The organism is Kitasatospora sp. NPDC096077, from assembly GCF_040303245.1.
In the GTDB taxonomy this organism is placed as follows: domain Bacteria; phylum Actinomycetota; class Actinomycetes; order Streptomycetales; family Streptomycetaceae; genus Kitasatospora.
Window position 1 is genome coordinate 72,026 of the sequence record NZ_JBEOSV010000020.1, and the last position, 16,171, is coordinate 88,196.

At 74.6% G+C, this 16,171-nt stretch carries 14 protein-coding genes; 10 read left to right on the forward strand and 4 right to left on the reverse strand.

The window, feature by feature from the left end:
- The first annotated feature begins 61 nt into the window (after positions 1-61).
- Positions 62-1,672: a choice-of-anchor I domain-containing protein gene (locus ABTZ03_RS19205; RefSeq protein ID WP_350514191.1), complete on the forward strand. Its 1,611-nt coding sequence runs from the start codon at positions 62-64 to the stop codon at positions 1,670-1,672.
- Between the two features lie 189 nt (positions 1,673-1,861).
- Here ABTZ03_RS19205 and nagB read toward each other — a convergent pair whose 3' ends face one another.
- Complete coding sequence (gene nagB / locus ABTZ03_RS19210) at positions 1,862-2,644, reverse strand: glucosamine-6-phosphate deaminase (protein WP_350514192.1); 783 nt, start codon at positions 2,642-2,644, stop codon at positions 1,862-1,864.
- 293 nt (positions 2,645-2,937) lie between these two features.
- Entirely contained in the window at positions 2,938-3,348 is a 411-nt protein-coding gene (locus ABTZ03_RS19215; protein ID WP_350514193.1) for a hypothetical protein, read from the reverse strand.
- 545 nt (positions 3,349-3,893) lie between these two features.
- Between ABTZ03_RS19215 and ABTZ03_RS19220 the strand changes: the two genes are divergently transcribed.
- The 6 genes from ABTZ03_RS19220 to ABTZ03_RS19245 all read left to right on the forward strand — a co-directional run bounded on the left by ABTZ03_RS19220 (position 3,894) and on the right by ABTZ03_RS19245 (position 10,617).
- Positions 3,894-4,655 carry a serine/threonine protein kinase gene (locus tag ABTZ03_RS19220; RefSeq protein ID WP_350514194.1) on the forward strand — a complete coding sequence of 254 codons (762 nt, stop codon included), beginning with the start codon at positions 3,894-3,896 and terminating at the stop codon, positions 4,653-4,655.
- Entirely contained in the window at positions 4,652-6,148 is a 1,497-nt protein-coding gene (locus tag ABTZ03_RS19225) for a serine/threonine-protein kinase (RefSeq protein WP_350514195.1), read from the forward strand. The genes ABTZ03_RS19220 and ABTZ03_RS19225 overlap by 4 nt, the downstream gene beginning before the upstream one ends.
- Before the next feature lie 90 nt (positions 6,149-6,238).
- A complete protein-coding gene (locus ABTZ03_RS19230) occupies positions 6,239-7,345 on the forward strand; it encodes a calcium:cation antiporter (protein ID WP_350514196.1) in 1,107 nt (368 codons plus the stop codon).
- A 293-nt stretch (positions 7,346-7,638) separates the two neighbouring features.
- On the forward strand, positions 7,639-8,952 hold the full coding sequence (locus tag ABTZ03_RS19235) for a geranylgeranyl reductase family protein (RefSeq protein WP_350514197.1): 1,314 nt from the start codon (positions 7,639-7,641) through the stop codon (positions 8,950-8,952).
- Between the two features lie 207 nt (positions 8,953-9,159).
- Positions 9,160-9,885: a TNT domain-containing protein gene (locus tag ABTZ03_RS19240; RefSeq protein ID WP_350514198.1), complete on the forward strand. Its 726-nt coding sequence runs from the start codon at positions 9,160-9,162 to the stop codon at positions 9,883-9,885.
- A 123-nt stretch (positions 9,886-10,008) separates the two neighbouring features.
- Positions 10,009-10,617, forward strand: coding sequence for a GNAT family N-acetyltransferase (locus ABTZ03_RS19245; protein ID WP_350514199.1), 609 nt, complete (start codon positions 10,009-10,011; stop codon positions 10,615-10,617).
- Between the two features lie 73 nt (positions 10,618-10,690).
- Here ABTZ03_RS19245 and ABTZ03_RS19250 read toward each other — a convergent pair whose 3' ends face one another.
- Positions 10,691-12,127 (reverse strand): helix-turn-helix domain-containing protein, encoded by a 1,437-nt coding sequence (locus ABTZ03_RS19250; RefSeq protein ID WP_350514200.1) that lies wholly within the window; start codon positions 12,125-12,127, stop codon positions 10,691-10,693.
- Positions 12,128-12,319: 192 nt separating this feature from the next.
- Between ABTZ03_RS19250 and ABTZ03_RS19255 the strand changes: the two genes are divergently transcribed.
- Together ABTZ03_RS19255 and ABTZ03_RS19260 are read left to right on the forward strand one after the other, a co-directional pair.
- On the forward strand, positions 12,320-13,042 hold the full coding sequence (locus tag ABTZ03_RS19255; protein WP_350514201.1) for a DUF4232 domain-containing protein: 723 nt from the start codon (positions 12,320-12,322) through the stop codon (positions 13,040-13,042).
- Positions 13,043-13,246: 204 nt separating this feature from the next.
- The gene (locus ABTZ03_RS19260) at positions 13,247-13,954 is read left to right on the forward strand and encodes a DUF4232 domain-containing protein (protein WP_350514202.1); all 708 of its coding nucleotides are present in this window, start codon (positions 13,247-13,249) and stop codon (positions 13,952-13,954) included.
- A 1-nt stretch (position 13,955) separates the two neighbouring features.
- On the opposite strand, the gene ABTZ03_RS19265 is transcribed toward ABTZ03_RS19260, so the two are convergent.
- On the reverse strand, positions 13,956-15,200 hold the full coding sequence (locus ABTZ03_RS19265) for an MFS transporter (RefSeq protein WP_350514203.1): 1,245 nt from the start codon (positions 15,198-15,200) through the stop codon (positions 13,956-13,958).
- Positions 15,201-15,343: 143 nt separating this feature from the next.
- Between ABTZ03_RS19265 and ABTZ03_RS19270 the strand changes: the two genes are divergently transcribed.
- A complete protein-coding gene (locus tag ABTZ03_RS19270) occupies positions 15,344-16,165 on the forward strand; it encodes an amidohydrolase family protein (protein WP_350514204.1) in 822 nt (273 codons plus the stop codon).
- Positions 16,166-16,171 lie beyond the last annotated feature (6 nt).

The following is a 16,171-nucleotide window of genomic DNA, read 5'->3' on the forward strand; positions in this document are numbered from 1 at the left end:
ACCCCGTCCCCCTGGAGATCCTGTGAGATCACGTCGTGCACCCCGGCGCACCTGGACGGCCGTGGCGGCGATATCCGCGGCCACGGCCGCACTGCTCTCCCAACCCGTCACCGCCGAGGCCGCCGCGCCGCCGCCGACCGTGGCGGCGCACCTGCCGGTGGCGCCCTACCCGGCCGGTGTGGCGCTCACCCCGGACGGCGCCCGCGCCTACGTGACCAGCCAGAGCAGCGGCACGGTCAGCGTCCTGGACACCGCGAGCCGGGCGGTGACCGGCAGCTTCACCACGGGCACCGGCTCGTACGCCGTCGCGGTCTCGCCCGACGGGCACCGGGCCTACCTCACCCACCACCTGGACAACACGGTCACCGTGGTGGACACCGCGTCCAACACCGTCACCGCCACCGTCCCGGTCGGCACCCAGCCCTGGGGCCTGGCCCTGTCGCCGGACGGCAGCCGCGCCTACGTCAGCAACGCCGGGGCCGGCACCGTGAGCGTGCTGGACACCGCGTCCGACACCGTCACGGCCACCATCGCGGTCGGTGCCGAGCCGCACGGGCTCGCCGTCTCCCCGGACGGCAAGCGGCTGTACGTCGCGGCCTCCGGCGCGAAGGCGGTGAACGTGGTCGACACCGTGGGCAGCACGGTGAGCGCCACCGTCGCGGTCGGCCACAGCGCCTTCGGCCTGGCGCTCAGCCCCGACGGCAGCCGGCTGTGGACCGCCGACGGCGACGACACCACGGCCGCCGTGCTGGACACCGGCGCCGGCACCCTGCTGGGCACCGTCACCGTCGGCAACGGCCCGTACGCCGTCAGCCTGGCCCCGGACGGCTCCACCGCGTACGTCTCCAACTACGCCGACAACACCCTGAGCGTGATCGACGCGGCGAGCCGCACCGTCACCGCGACCGTCCCGGTCGGTGCCAGCCCGTACACCCTGGCGCTGAGCGCCGACGGGCGGCGCGGCTACCTGGCCGACTTCACCGGCGACGCCGTCGACGTGCTGAACTTCCCGCTGCCGGTGCCGGTGGTGACCGGGATCAGCCCGAACGGCGGCTCCGGGGTGGGCGGCACGGTGGTGACCGTCACCGGCACCGACCTGAACGGCGCCACCGCCGTCACCTTCGGCGCGGCCGGCCCGGCCAGGTCGTTCAGCTGCACGAGGACCAGCTGCACCGCGACCGCCCCGGCCACCACGGTCACCGGCCCGGTGGACGTCCAGGTCACCACGCCCGGCGGCACCAGCGCGGCCGTCGCCGCCGACCGGTTCGGCTACACCGCGCCCAGCGCCCACCTGGGCGTCGCGCTGGCCGCCACCCCGGTCACCGGCCTGTTCGGCAGCCGGGTCGACTACACCGTCACCCTGACCAACCAGGGCCCCGACCCGATCACCGCGGCCACCGTCTCGGCCGCCCTGCCCGCCGGCCTGACCACCACCTCGACCGACTGCACCGTCGCCGCCGGCAAGCTCAGCTGCACCCTGGCCGGCCCGCTGGCCAAGGGCGCCATCGCCACCCGGCACTTCTCGACCGCCGTCGGCCTGCTGAGCCTGGTCTCCTCCTGGGACGTCACGGTGGCCCGCACCGCCGGGGCCCCCGCCGACCCCTCGCCCGCCACCAGCCGCGACACCCGCGGCTGCACCTCCGTCCTCGGCCTGCTGATCACCTGCCACTGATCGGCCCGGCTCGAAAGGCCCCGCCCGCACGCCGGGCGGGGCCTTTCCCGCGCTGGTCGAGCGGGCGGGCGTGCTGCCGATGCGGGCGAGCCCGCTGAGGCGCCGCCGGGCGCGACCGGTCACCGGGCCGGAAGACACGGGGAGCCGGGGTGCCCACTGGGGGCGCCCCGGCTCCGTCGCGTCGACCGGTCAGAGCTTCTGCCAGGCCGGCTTCGCCGCGTAGGTGTCGCGGAAGTAGTCGGCGAGCTTGAGCCGGGAGGCGGCGGCCTCGTCCACCACCACGGTGGCGTGCGGGTGCAGCTGCAGCGCGGAGGCGGGGACGACTGCGGCCAGCGGGCCCTCCACGGCCAGCGCGACGGCCTCGGCCTTGGCCTCGCCGGTGGCCAGCAGGACCAGGTGGCGGGCCTCCAGGATGGTGCCGATGCCCTGGGTGATGACGTGGTGCGGGACCTCGTCGATGCTGTCGAAGAAGCGGGCGTTGTCCACCCGGGTCTGCCGGGTCAGGGTCTTGATCCGGGTCCGGGAGGACAGCGAGGAGCAGGGCTCGTTGAAGCCGATGTGGCCGTCCGTGCCGATCCCGAGCAGCTGGAGGTCCACGCCGCCGGCCTCGGCCAGCGCGCGGTCGTAGGCGGTGGCGGCCGCGGCGATGTCGGCCGCGTTGCCGTCCGGGCCGAGGAAGGAGTCCTCGGTCAGGCCGAGCGGCTCCACGACCTCGCGCAGCACCACCGAGCGGTAGGACTCCGGGTGGCCGGCCGGCAGGCCGACGTACTCGTCCAGCTGGCAGATCCGCGCCCGGGAGGCGTCCAGGCGGCCGTCCCGGACCCGCTCGGCGAGGGCCTGGTAGATCGGCAGCGGGGTCGAGCCGGTCGCGACGCCGAGCAGGGCCTCGGGCTTGTCGGTCAGCAGATCGGTGATCGCCGCGGCGATGAGATCGCCGGCCGCTGTGGCGTCAGGGACGATCACGATTTCCATACTGGGTCCACCGTTCTGAGGCGAGGCTGAGGTCTAGACCTGCGAGGTCTAGACCAGTTTGCCGTGAACGGGGGCCCCAGGTCCACCCGGGGCCGGGTTCCGGCCCGTGCGTTCTCCCTGGTGGGGGCCGCCGGGCCGCCGGGGTGGCCGGGAATGCGAGGAGCCGGGGCCCGAAGGCCCCGGCTCCGTGCGCCCGGTCCGCCCGGGCTGCCCTGTCCTGCGGATGTGCGGAGGGTGTCCTGCCGGTGATCGGTCGGGGTGTTCCGAGGACCCCGATCGTCAGGGGGTCCGGATCAGAACGGGTTGGTACAGGTGGTCACCTGCTTGCTGACGTCCAGCGCCGGGCCGGCGGTGGCGCAGATGACGCGGGGGGCGGTGGCGGTGACCTTCGGGGTGACGGCCTGGGCCGAGCCGAGTCGGACGGTCGTCGCGCTGGCGACCGTCTCCCACGGGGCGCCCCAGTACTGCTCGGTGCGCACCTCGACATGAACCATCGTCAACTGCGTGGGGTCCGCGCTGACCTGGGCGATGCCGACGATGCCCTCGCTGTCGACCTGGTGCGTGATGCAGGGGCGGTTGAGCACCGCGGCGCAGGCCACGGTGCCGGCCTCGGACGTGGCCGTGGTGGCGGCCATGGCAGGCGCGGCCGAGAGCCCTGCGATCCCTGCCACCGTCATCATCACGGCTGCAATCCGAGTGCGCATGATACGAACCTCCTTGGAAATAAAGGGAATCTCACTCCTTGGGATGAGTCTTGCACACATCGTGGGACTGGCAAGTGTGCGTTGCGTCACACCCATGGTGACGGTTCAACTACTGGCTGCAATCGTTCGTCAGGTGTTCAGCACACGGACAAGTCACGGCCTGACGGATGATCAGTTCATGGATCAGTTCGTTGACATGCGACGGCGCTGCTCAGGGGGCGGGCCTGGACGTGCAGTTGGGCGGACGAGGGCGGTGCCCGTGGTGCCCGGGAGGGTTCCGGTGGTCCTGATGCCCCGCGTCCAGTGCGCCGATCCGGCGTCTTTGACCGGTTCTTGAACCGCTCTTGGTGCGGTCGATGCCCGCGGGCCGGACCGTCCGGACCGTACGGTCGCCGCCGCGGCGGAGCCGCCGTACTCCCCGAGGTGGAGGGCAACTCCCCGCCGACCGGCCACTGTTGGCCGCGCACCGTCACTCGTCCGGGTGGCGCCTTGCCACCGGGGCGAAACGGACGGATACCATCGAGCCGATCCCACGGAGGTGCTGCGTGGACACGGTCATCGTGCAACTGCCCGGCCCGGGGCCGGAACCGGCGCCCGGCGCGGCGCCCGGACTGCTGCGGATGGGCCCGGGCGAGGCCGCGGTGTTCGGCCGCGGCGAACCCGGCCGCCCGGCCGCCATCCCGCTGCCCGACCAGGGCGTCTCGCGCCGCGCGGGCGAGGTGGTCGCGGCCGAGGACTACTGGCGGCTGTCCAACTTCTCCACCACCGCCACCTATGTGGTGGAGAACCTCGAAGGGGCGGGGGAGCACATCAAGGTCGCCCCCGGCCGGCTCGGCGCGCCCGTCCCGTTCGAGCTCTCCCGGGTCCTGCTGCCCGCCCTCGCCGAGCCCGCCACCTTCAAGGTCTTCGCCCCGCAGCACGCCTACCTGGACGGCCACCCCGGCGGCGCGGACGGCGAACGCACCGTCAGCCCCTTCGCCCTGGACCCGACCGCCAAGTACTTCCTGGTCCTACTGGCGCTCTGCGAGCCCCGACTGCGCTCGCCCTCCACCGCCGCCGTCCCCGGGGCGACCGAGGTGCTGTCCCGGCTGCGCGCCCTGCCCTCCTGCCACGGGCTGACCCGCTCGGCGGTGAACTACCACATCGACTACCTGGTCGGCGCCAAACTGCGGCTGCGCGAGCCGTACGAGGAGGGCCCGGCCGGCGGCAAGCGCGAGGAACTCGTCGCCCTCGCCCTGCGGTTCGACCTGGTCCGGGAGGAGCACCTCGCGCTGCTCCCGCCCCGGCGCCCGGCCGTCCGACCGTGACCCGGCGCGCCCGCGACGCCGGCCGGCCGGACGCGCGGCCGCCGTTCGAGCTCCCCGACGGCTACCGGCTGGCCGGCTACCGCACCGGCGCCTTCCTCGGCGCGGGCGCCTGGGGCAGCGTCTACGCCGCGGAGGGCCCGGACGGCACCCCGGCCGCCGTCAAGCTCCTCGGCCCGGCCTGTTCCAGCCCCGGTCAGCGCCGCACCCTGGCCCAGATGGCCGCGGGCGAACTGCGCTTCAGCCGCCGCGCCGACCACCCCCACCTGATCCGCACCCTCGCGGTGCTCACCGTCGACGACCCCGGCCACCCCGAACTGGACGGCGCCGTCGCCCTGGTGATGGAACGCGCCGCCCGCAGCCTCCAGGACCTGCTCGCCACCGCCCGCCCCGGCACGGCGCTGCCCGGCGCCGAGCGGATCCTCGCCGAGGTCTGTGCCGGACTGGTCCACATGCACCGGTCCGGCTGGGTGCACGGGGACCTCAAACCGGCCAACATCCTGCTGATGCCCGACGGCACCGCCAAGATCGCGGACTTCGGACTGGCCGCCGAGCTGGAGGGCACCCACGCCTACGCCCCGCCGCTCGGCTCGCCCGACCACGTCCCGCCCGAGTGGTGGTCCCAGCGCACCGGCGCGCGCGGGGTCGCCGTGCGCCCCAGCGCCGACGTCTGGGCCTTCGGCGTGATCACCCACCAGCTGCTCACCGGCGGGCTGCACCCCTTCCTCGGCGCCACCGCCCGGGCCCGCTCGCTGGCCGCCCAGGCGTACGCGCGCGGCGCGGCCCCGCTGCGGCCGGACCAGGCGCTGCCGTCCCGCTGGCGGCCCGTGGTGGCGGCCTGTCTGGCCGCCGACCGGGACGAGCGGGCCCGCACCGACGTCGCCGCGCTGGTCGCCCGGGCCACCGCCCGGCCGGCCGGGCGCCGCCGGGCGGTGCGGGCCGGCGTCGGCCTGCTGGCCGGTGCGGCCGTGCTGCTGGCGCTGACCGGCGGCCCCGAGCCGGTCGGGTCGGCGCCCCACCGGGCGCGGCCGCTGCCCGGCGCGATCCCGGCCGGCTCCGACGTCCCGACCGCCTACCGGGGCATGATCGAGGACGCCGCCCGGCGCTGCCCCGAACCGGAGATCACCCCGATCCTGCTGGCCGCGATGCTCAAGGCGGAGAGCGGCTTCGACCCGAACGCGGCCCGCCCGGAGACCGGCGAGTACGGCATCGCGATGTGGACGCCCGCGGTCTTCGACGCCTGGGCCAAGGCCGCCAACCATCCCGGCCCGAAGTCGTACCTGGACCCGGGCGACGCGATCGCCGCGATGGGCAACTACGTCTGCTGGCTCGACCAGCAGCTCAAGCGGCGCGGCTACACCCGGGACCTGCCAGCCCTGGTCACCGCCGCCTACAGGACCAGCGACAAGACGGTGGCGGCCGCCGGGGGCGTCCCGGACCGGGTGCGGCCCCATGTCGACAAGGTGCTCCGGTACCTGGCCGAATACGGAGGGTGATCGCGCAAATCGGGATGAGTTGTGCCACATCCCTCTGTATCCGGCGCGGGCAGCCGGAAGACCGGCCTCCGGTCTGGGATCCTCGGGCGCATGATCACGAAGCTCCGCGCGGCCGCCGCGCAATGGACCGTCGTCGTCCCGCTGGCGGCGTTCGTCGTCCTCGCCCTGACCTGGCACGAGGACCTGCCCGGCTGGGTGGTCGGGGTGGTCGCCGCGTTCCTGATCGGGGCGGTCCTGGCGGCCGTGCACCACGCGGAGGTGATCGCGCACTGGACCGGGGAGCCGTTCGGATCGCTGGTGCTCGCGGTGGCGGTCACCGTGATCGAGGTCGCGCTGATCGTCACGCTGATGGCCGACGGCGGGGACAAGTCCTCGACCCTCGCCCGGGACACCGTGTTCGCCGCCGTGATGATCACCTGCAACGGGATCATGGGCCTGTCGATCATCGTGGCCGCGGTCAAGTACCGCACCGCCGTCTTCAACGCCGAGGGCACCGGCACCGCGCTCGCCTGCATCGCCACCCTGGCCACGCTCAGCATGGTGCTGCCGACCTTCACCACCAGCACCCCCGGCCCGCAGTTCTCCACCACCCAGCTGACCTACGCGGCGATCGCCTCGATCGTGGTGTACGGGCTGTTCGTGGCCACCCAGACGCTGCGGCACCGGGACTACTTCCTGCCGGTCACCGCCGAGGGCAAGGTCCGCCGGGACGAGGAGGACGAGCACGCCACCCCGCCCACCGTCCGGGCCGCCGGGTTCAGCCTGCTGCTGCTCGCGGTCGCGCTGGTCTCGGTGGTGGGCCTGGCCAAGGGCGTCTCGCCGACCATCGAGTCCGCGGTGGAGAGCGCCGGGCTGCCGCACGCCGTGGTCGGCGTGGTGATCGCCCTGATGGTGCTGCTGCCGGAGACCATCGCGGCGCTGCGGGCGGCCGCCCGCAACCGGGTGCAGACCAGCCTCAACCTGGCCCTCGGCTCGGCGCTGGCCAGCATCGGCCTGACCATCCCGGCCGTCGCGATCGCCTCCGCCTGGCTCTCCGGCCCGCTCGTCCTCGGCTTGGAGCCCTCGCACATGGTGCTGCTGACGCTCACCGTGGTGCTCGGCACCCTGACCGTCATCCCGCGCCGGGCGACCCTGCTGCAGGGCGCGCTGCACCTGGGGGTGCTGGCGGAGTTCGTGGTGCTGGCGGTGAATCCGTGACGCCGGTGAACCACTGAGGCGGTCCCGGCCGTCGAGAGGAATGGAAGCCCCTGGCACGTCCCCCCGTGCGGTCAGGGGCTTCCGTCGTCTTCGGCCGTGACCTCGGCGGCCCTGCGGGTGGCCGGTATTGGCCGGTCCGCGGCCCGGGTCCGCGTGTCGGGGCGGCGGGCCGTGGGCGGGGTTCTCTACTCTCCGTCTGGAACCGCCCAGTCCGCTGTCTCCGTTGTGCGAGCGGCCGACCGCGTCAGCCGCCGGTCGAGCCGTCAACCGATCCGACCCAGGGGGAGTGACCGATGCCCGGCCCAGAGCAGCAGGTGCGCACGGAGCGGCAGGGGCCCGCCCGGGCCGAGGACAGCGCCGACGTCATCGTGGTCGGCGCCGGACCGGCCGGCGCCACCGCCGCCTACCACCTCGCCCGCACCGGCCTGGACGTCCTGCTGCTGGAGAAGTCCGCCTTCCCGCGCGAGAAGGTCTGCGGCGACGGGCTCACCCCGCGTACCGTCAAACAGCTGGTCGACATGGGCATCGACGTCTCCGAGGGCGCCGGCTGGCTGCACAACAAGGGCCTGCGGCTGATCACCGGCCGCCGCTCGCTGGAGTTCGACTGGCCCGAGCTCTCCGCCTTCCCCGGCCACGGACTGGTGCGCCGGCGCGCCGACTTCGACGAACTGGTCGCCCGCAGGGCCGCCGCGGCCGGCGCCCGCCTGATCGAACGGGCCAATGTGGCGGGCCCGTTGACGGACGAGCGGACCGGCCGGATCACCGGCGTCAGCGCCAGGCTGGGGGAGGGTCGCGAGCCGGTCGAGTACCGGGCCCCGATCGTGGTGGCCGCCGACGGCAACTCCACCCGGCTCTCCGTCGCCATGCAGCGCTACCGGCGCACCGACCGCGCGATGGGCGTGGCCTACCGCACCTACTTCACCACCCCGCGCCACGACGACCGCTACCTGGAGGCCTGGCTCGACCTGCGCGACCCGGGCGACCCCGCCCGCCGCGTGCTGCCCGGCTACGCCTGGGTGTTCGGCATGGGTGACGGCACCGCCAACGTCGGCCTCGGCGTCCTCGACACCGCGAAGACCGACCTCGACTGGCGGGAACTGCTGCGGCGCTGGTGCGCCGACCTCCCGCCCGGCTACGAGTACCACCCCGGGGCCGTCACCGAGCCGATCCGCGGCTCCGCCCTGCCGATGGGCCTCAATCGCCAACCCCACTACGCCGACGGCCTGTTGCTGATCGGCGACGCGGGCGGCACGGTCAGCCCCGGCACCGGCGAGGGGATCGCCTACGCGATGGAGTCCGGCCGCTACGCCGCCGAGACCATCGTCCAGGCGCACGCCCGCCGCACCGACCGCGGCCGTGAACTCGCCCTGCGCGCCTACCCGCAGAAGCTGCGCTCCGCCTACGCGGGCTACTTCGCGCTCGGCCGGCTGGCCGCCGACCTGCTCGGCCGCCCCCGGCTGCTCGGTGCCGCCGGTGCCGCCGGGCTGGGCCATCCGGCGCTGCTGAAGGCGGCGTTCCGGCTGATGGTCAACCTGACCGAGCCCGACTCCAAGGACGCCCTGGACCGGCTGCTCCACCTGCTCGGGCGGGTGGCCCCGGGGCGGTGAGGCCGGTGCCGGACCGCCCATCCTCCCGGGTGCGCGGGGCCGGTGTCCCGGCTTCGGCCGAAAATGGCGAGAGCGACTGGCCCATAGTTCCATCGTATTGACGGATGATCAGGTGATCGGATTGCCTGGTGTCGAACTGGCCACGGAGGGTGAGCGAAACGCCCCTCCGTGGCTCCATTTCCGATGCCCCCGATCGACGGAGACACCGTGCGCCTTCGCCTTCGCCTTCGCCTGCTCGTCGCGCCGCTCGCCGCGGCCGCCGCCCTCACCGCCGTGACCGCGCCCGCCGCGCTCGCCGCCCCTGGCACCGGAGCCGCGACCAGCGGCACCACGACCACGAGCGCCACGACCACCGGCACCACGACCACCGGCACCCCCGCCGACCAGTGCTCGGCGGCCTTCCGGCAGGACGACGCGCGGCTCGGCCCGCAGGACCTTCCGAGCAGCGGCCCGGTCGGCCGCCAGCTGCTCGGCTACCAGCGCACCGGCGGCGCCAGCGAACAGGACTTCCTCGCCACCTACTACGACCAGAGCGCCAACGGCGGCAAGGGCGGCTGGAAGTACCCGCCGGCCGACGGCTACGTCACCCTGCCCGACGGCTCCCCGGTCGAGTTCGACCTCACGCTGTACCCGAACCAGAACATCGACCGCTACGGCAGCGAGTACGGCGCCTTCCTCGCCCCCGAGGGCCTGCCGTACGCCAACCGCGCGATACCCCCGCAGAGCCTGGACGGCACCCCGGCGGCCGGCTGCAACTACCACGACTACAAGGTGGTCAAGCCCTTCACGGTGCACGCCGGACCGATCGCGCCCTGGTTCAACCAGCCCGGCTGGGGCCTGCAGTACCAGCTCGACGCGACGCTGCTCCCCGGCGGGCCGGCCAAGCTGAACGTGCTCTGGCTGGTCGAGAACGGCTACCTGGCGCGGATCTGACGCTCCGACGAGCGCCCGGCGGCCCCGCCCCGGCCGGTCACCGGGCGCTCTTCCCTTCCGCCCGCTCCGTCCGGCCCGGAAATTCGGTGGCGGCCGCGGCCGGACCGGGCGTAGGAAGGGAGGGTGACCAGCAGCGACACGGCGACCGACCGGAGCCTCTTCCAGCCCACCGTCCTCGACCTCGGCGACGTCCGGCTGCGCCCCTGGGGCCGTGCCCTCGACCTGACCGGGGGGACGGTCGCCGCTGTGATGGCGGCCGCCGCGGACCGGGAGGTCGCCCGCTGGAACCCGCTGACCGACGCCACCCGTCCGGCCGGTGCCGAGGCCTACCTCGACCGCGCCGACGAGCGCTGGGCGGACGGCAGCACCGCCTGCTTCGCCATCACCGACGCGGCCGACGGCACCCTGTGCGGCAACGTCGTCCTGAAGTGGACCGACCGGGCCGAGGGCATCGCCATGGTCGGCTACTGGCTGCTCGCTGCCGCCCGCGGCCGGGGCCTGGCCACCCGCACCGCCGACGCCGTCACCAGGTGGGGCGTGCGCACCGCCGGTGCGCGCCGGATCGAGCTGTACCACGCCGTCGACAACGCCCCGTCCTGCCGGGTCGCCGCCCGGGCCGGCTTCCCGTACGAGGGCACCCTGCGGGCCTCCTACCGCGACGGCGACGGCCCGTACCACGACGAGCACCTGCACGCCCGGCTGGCCACCGACCCGGAGCCGCGCCTCGCCTGAGCGGGCGGCGGGCCCGGGCCGAAGGCGGGCCCGGGCCGGTGGAGGGGGCCCGGGCCGGTGGAGGGGGCCCGGCTCAGCCGCCCTCGCGCTTGATCCACTCGCCGCCGCCCAGCGGGTAGTCGTAGCCGGGCCGGCCGACGTTCGCGCTGGTCCGGAACGGCGTACCGCCGTTGTCGGCCTTCACGCTGCCGTGGCGGTCACCGCTGGACCAGTCCAGCGTGAGGTCCCACCGGACGTCGTGCGCCTTGGTGTGCGCGACGACGTAGAAGACCTCGGGGTCGGTCTTGCTGACCTTGTACGGGAAGTCGCGCTGGCCGCCCTTGACGGTGATCACCGGACTGCCCCGGTCGAGGTCGATGTCGAAGGACTTGGTCTCGACCCCGCCGCCGCAGCCGACCCCCATCGAGTAGTCGTTCCAGGCCAGCGGCGCGCCCTTGGAGGTGATCCGCACGTGCAGTGCCTCCAGGACGACGGTGTCCGTGCCGGTGCCCTGGACGGTCAGTGCGACCTCCTGCTCGCCGGAGGAGACCGCGCCGTAGGCGGCGGCCCAGCGCGGGGCGTCGCGCTCGGCTGCGGGCGGGCCGACCTGGGCGGGCGCGCTGTTGACCAGGAAGTGCTGGCTGCACGGGTCGTCGTAGACGTACGGGCGGGTGCCGACGGTGATCGGCGCGGTGGTGCTGCCGGTCGGGGTGGGCGTGGCGGCCCGGCCCGGGGACGCCGTGCCGGTGGTCGCCCCGGCGGTGACCCCGGCAGCGGCCGGGGCGGTGGCCGAGGGGGATGGAGCGGGGACGGACGGGTCCGGCCCGGCGGGCGCGTCCGTCGTCGTCGGTTCCGGGCCGCCGCCCACCGCCAGCTCCGCCGTCGTGCCCGGCGCGCCGTCCGTCGCCGGGGCCGTCGGGCTGCCGGCCGCCGCCGTGGCGCCGGCGGGCTGCTGGTCGCCCGTGCCGGTCCCGCCGCACCAGCGGGCCGGGCGGGCCACGACCAGCGCGACGGTCAGCAGGACGACGCCCGCGGCGGAGGCGATCAGCACTCCGCGGCGGCGCCGCGGTGGGGCGGTCGGCGCTCCCACCTCGATCACCGGGTCCTCCTCGGCGGAGTCGGCGGTGGCCGGCCGGGCGCGTTCCGGTTCGGTGACCGGTTCGACGGCCGGTGCTCCGACCGGTTCGACGGCCGGTGCCCCGGTTGGTGCGCCGACCGGTCCGCTGCCCGGTTCCGCCCGCTCCGCCCGCTCCGCCCGCTCCGCCCGGCGGCCGCGGGCCGCGTCCGCCAGGATCCAGCTGCGGTGCAGCGCCACCAGCTCGTCCGGCGTGGCCCGGCACACCTGGGCGAAGCGCTCCGCCGGCTGGTACTCGTTGGGCAGCGCCGCGCCGCTGCAGTAGCGGTGCAAGGTCGACGTACTCATGTGCAGCCGCTTGGCCAGCGTCCCGTAACTCAGGCCCGAGCGGGTCTTGAGTTCGCTCAGCAGCCGTGCGAACTCCGCCGCCTCCGTGGTCCCCGTGTCCTCCGACACCCGTCCCCTCCGTTCCCCCCGCGTCCCGTTCCAGCGTTCCAGGCCCCGTCAACTTCCACTGGTCAGAGCCCGTTTCGCCGTTCCACCCTACCCATCGTGCCGTCAGGTGTGGTGGCCGGGACGGCTCGCGCCGCAGGCTTCGGTCATCCGGTCGGGCCGCCGACCGGGAGACCGCCGAAAGGGGCACCCCGCATGTCCGTCCGCACCTCCCGCGTCCGACTGGCCGTTGCCGCGGGCGTCGCGCTCGCCGCCCTCTCGCTGACCGCGTGCACCGACAACGACAGCGGGGACATCGCGACGGCCACCGGCCCGACGCTCAAGGCCGCCTCCTCCGGCGCGCCGACGGCCCCCGCACCGACGGCCCCCGCGCCGTCCGCCGCCGCATCCGGGGACGGCGCGTCCGGTGACACCGGCAAGGCCCCGACCACCGCCCCGAAGGCCCCGACCCGCATCCCGGCGCCGCCCAAGCCCGCCAAGCCCGCCGAGCCGGGCACCTGCGAAGGCGGCAACACCAAGACCACGGCCGCCCCGTTGAACCGTCCGGTCAACCACATGCTGCTGACCGTCACCAATACGGGTACCGGGGCGTGCTTCCTGTACGGCTACCCGGCGGTGCGCTTCGGCGAGGCCCAGGCCGTGCCCCCGGTCATCGACGACTCCAAGCCCCAGGCCGTCGTCACCCTCCAGCCCGGCGAGTCCGGCTACGCCTCCGTCAACCTCTCCTCCACCGACGGCGGCAACGCCGGGCACGGCTACACCGCCACCTCGCTGACCGTCTACTTCTCCGGCCCCGCCATGAGCGGGAGCGTCGGCACCGGAGCCCACCCCGCCCTGCCCGCCAAGGGCGTCTACGTCGACGACTCCCTCAAGGTCACCTACTGGCAGCAGTCCATGGACGACGCCACCTCCTGGTAACCCACACACCGACCCCCGCACCCACCGCCCGCACGGCCACCGCCCCCGGCCGGTCCGGAAGCTGAGTCAATGTCACAGTCCCGTCCCTGTCATGTCCCGGCGATTGTGACGCCCCGGGTGGCACCGAAACCCGTCGGTCCACCGTCCTGTGGTGTGTTCGCACCGACCACACCCGCTCTCACCCGTCGACATCAAGGAGCCGTCATGTCCGTCCGCCACCGCCGCCCGCTGCTCGCCACCGCCGTCCTCGTCGCCGGCGCCGGACTCGCGCTGACCGCTTGCGGGCCCGACAACAGCGACCCGGTCGCCGGGGCGACGGCCTCCGCGACCGGCGCGGCCTCCGCCGCACCGGCGGCGACGGGCGCCCCGGCGGGCTCGCACCCCACCACCCACGCGCCGAAGCCCTCCGGCACCGGCCGCCCCGGCGGGAACGGCGGCGCGACCGGTGGAACCGGCGCCTCCGGCGGCCCCTGCGACATCCAGAACCTGTCGATCCACATGACGCCCCGATCCGGGGCTCCCACCCAGTTCGTGATCGACGTGAAGAACACCGGCGGCAGCGCCTGCACCCTGAGCGCCACCCCGGGTGTCAACCTGGGCAACTCCACCGCCCAGGACCAGAGCAAGAACCTCAAGCCGATCCTGGCCAGCGGCACCGAGCGGTTCACCGTCGCGGCGGGCAAGAACGCCTACGTGGCGATCGACGTCAACCCGAGCGGCGCCACCACCGGAACCGTCCCCGGCATCAACGAGGTCAACGTGCTGGCCGACGACGACGACACCAACATGCCCCTCGCCAACACCCAGAACTTCCCGCTCCCGGCCGGCGCGAAGGTGCTGGACCCGAAGATGGGCGTCTACCGCGCGAGCGTCGCGGAGGCGGTCGCCTCCATGGCCTCGGCCCCCAAGTAGGTCAGCCCGAGGTGACGACGGGGGCCGGGGTGAGGGATGGTTCGGGGTTCCGGCCCTCGGGTGGTAGGCAGGCGGCGGCGACGGCCGCCAGGGCGTAGGCGAACCCGGCGAACAGCGCGATACTCGCCGCCAGGCCCAGCCGTCCGGAGAGCTGGCCGACCAGGGCGGGGAACGCGGCGCTGACCACCCGGCCGAGGTTGTAGCAGAACCCCTGCCCGCTGCCCCGGACCCGGGTCGGGTACAGCTCGGCGAACAGCGCGCCCAGCCCGCCGGGGATGCCGGCCGAGAAGAACCCGAGCGGCGCGCCCGCGACCAGGGTGCCCAGGTCGCCGAGCGGCAGCAGCAGGTAGGGCAGCAGGGTCACCAGGCAGCCGACCGCGAAGACCAGCACGTTGCGGCGGCGGCCGATCCGGTCGGAGAGCCGGCCCGAGGCGAGGTAGCCGAGGAACGAGCCGGCGATGAAGACCGTGAGGTGCCCGCCGCTGCTCATCACCGACAGGTGCCGGGTGGTGTGGAGGTAGGTCGGCAGGAAGGTGGTCAGGGCGTAGTAGCCGCCGTGGCTGCCGAGCCCCAGCAGGGCGCCGAGCACGGTGACCCGCAGCAGACCGGGGCGGAAGATCGCGGTCGGTGAGGCCGGCTCCCGGCGCCGTTGCTCGGCGGTGGGGTCGGGGATCCCGCGGCGCAGGGCGAGCACCAGCAGCGCGGGCAGCACGCCGAGCCAGAACATCGCCCGCCACGCCCAGGCCTCCGGCAGGACGGCGACCAGCACCGAGTAGGCGGCCAGGGTGAAGGCCCAGCCGACCGCCCACCCGCTCTGCACCGCCCCGAGCACCCGGCCCCGGTGCCGGGAGGTCACGTACTCGCTGATCAGCACCGTGCCCGCGGCCCACTCACCGCCGAAGCCGAGGCCCTGGAGGCAGCGCAGCGTGAGCAGGGACGGGAAGTCGTCGGCGAAGCCGACCAGCGCGGTCGCCACCGCGTACCAGGCGATGGTGAAGCGCAGCACGGCCACCCGGTCCCAGCGGTCGGAGGCCGCCCCGGCCAGCCAGCCGCCGAGCGCGGTGCTGATCAGGGTGGCCGAGGACGCCAACCCGCCCTGGCCGCCGGTGAGATGCCACAGTGAGGTGAGGGTCGGCAGCACCAGGCCGTAGATCTGGGCGTCGGCGCCCTCCAGCGCCCAGCCGCCGAAGGTGGTCCAGAACGCCCGCCGGCCGGCGGGGGAGGTCGAGCGGTACCACTCGCGCATGTCCGCTCCTCACCTGGCGCCGATGGGGCGGCGGATGGCGGGAGTTGGCAGATATGATCGTGGGCACGTCAGTATGTCGGCGAACATGTGGCCAATATGACACTTCGTCAGGTGCGGGTCCAGGCGGGCCTTAGCATCGCCGAGTGACCTGCGAAACGGCCGAGTCGGTGGACTTCCACGCCCATGTGTTCCACCGCGGCCTGCCGGGCGTCGACCGCCCCCGCTACCTCCCGGACCGCGACGCCCTCCCGGCGGCCTACCTGGCGCTGCTCGACCGGCACGGCATCGGCGGCGCGGTCCTCGTCCAGCCCAGCTTCCTGGGGGCGCGCAACGACTTCCTGCTCGACTGCCTGGCCCGGCACCCCACCCGGTTCCGCGCCGTCGTCGTGCTGGACCAGGACCGGTTGCACCGCCCGGCGGCCCTCGCCCCGCTCGCCGTCGACGGCGTCGCGGGCGTCCGGCTCAACCTGATCGGCCGACCGGTCCCCGACCTGACCGGGCCGCACTGGCGGCAGTTGGCCGTGCAGCTGGCCGACCGCGGCCGGCACGTGGAGGTGCACGCGGCGGGCGGCCAGTGGACGGCCCTCGCACCCGCCCTGCGCAGCTGGCCGTCCGCCGTGGTGATCGACCACCTCGGCCTGCCCGGCGCGTCCGGGGCCTCCGAGGAGGCCGACCGCACGGTCGTGGACCTGGCCGGGCGCGACCACGTGTGGCTCAAGGTCTCCGCGCCCTACCGCTGCGCCCCCGGCCGGGCCGCCCGGATGCTGCGCCTGGTCCTGGCGGAGGCCGGCCACCGGCGCCTGCTGTGGGGCAGCGACTGGCCCTGGACCCGGCACGAGGACGGCCGGACCTACGCCGACTGCCTCGCCTGGCCGGCCGCCCACCTGGACCCGGCGGCCCTGTGCGCCGCCACCGTCGACAACCCGGCCCGGCTGCTGAACTGGTCGCCGTCGCCCGGACGTTGAGGAGCG

Bases quoted from the DNA above. Each gene is read 5' to 3' on its own strand.
- ABTZ03_RS19265 (WP_350514203.1), bottom strand. From the start codon at position 15,200: ATGCGCGAGTGGTACCGCTCGACCTCCCCCGCCGGCCGGCGGGCGTTC.
- ABTZ03_RS19255 (WP_350514201.1), top strand. From the start codon at position 12,320: ATGTCCGTCCGCACCTCCCGCGTCCGACTGGCCGTTGCCGCGGGCGTC.
- ABTZ03_RS19230 (WP_350514196.1), top strand. From the start codon at position 6,239: ATGATCACGAAGCTCCGCGCGGCCGCCGCGCAATGGACCGTCGTCGTC.
- ABTZ03_RS19235 (WP_350514197.1), top strand. From the start codon at position 7,639: ATGCCCGGCCCAGAGCAGCAGGTGCGCACGGAGCGGCAGGGGCCCGCC.
- ABTZ03_RS19215 (WP_350514193.1), bottom strand. From the start codon at position 3,348: ATGCGCACTCGGATTGCAGCCGTGATGATGACGGTGGCAGGGATCGCA.
- nagB (WP_350514192.1), bottom strand. From the start codon at position 2,644: ATGGAAATCGTGATCGTCCCTGACGCCACAGCGGCCGGCGATCTCATC.
- ABTZ03_RS19260 (WP_350514202.1), top strand. From the start codon at position 13,247: ATGTCCGTCCGCCACCGCCGCCCGCTGCTCGCCACCGCCGTCCTCGTC.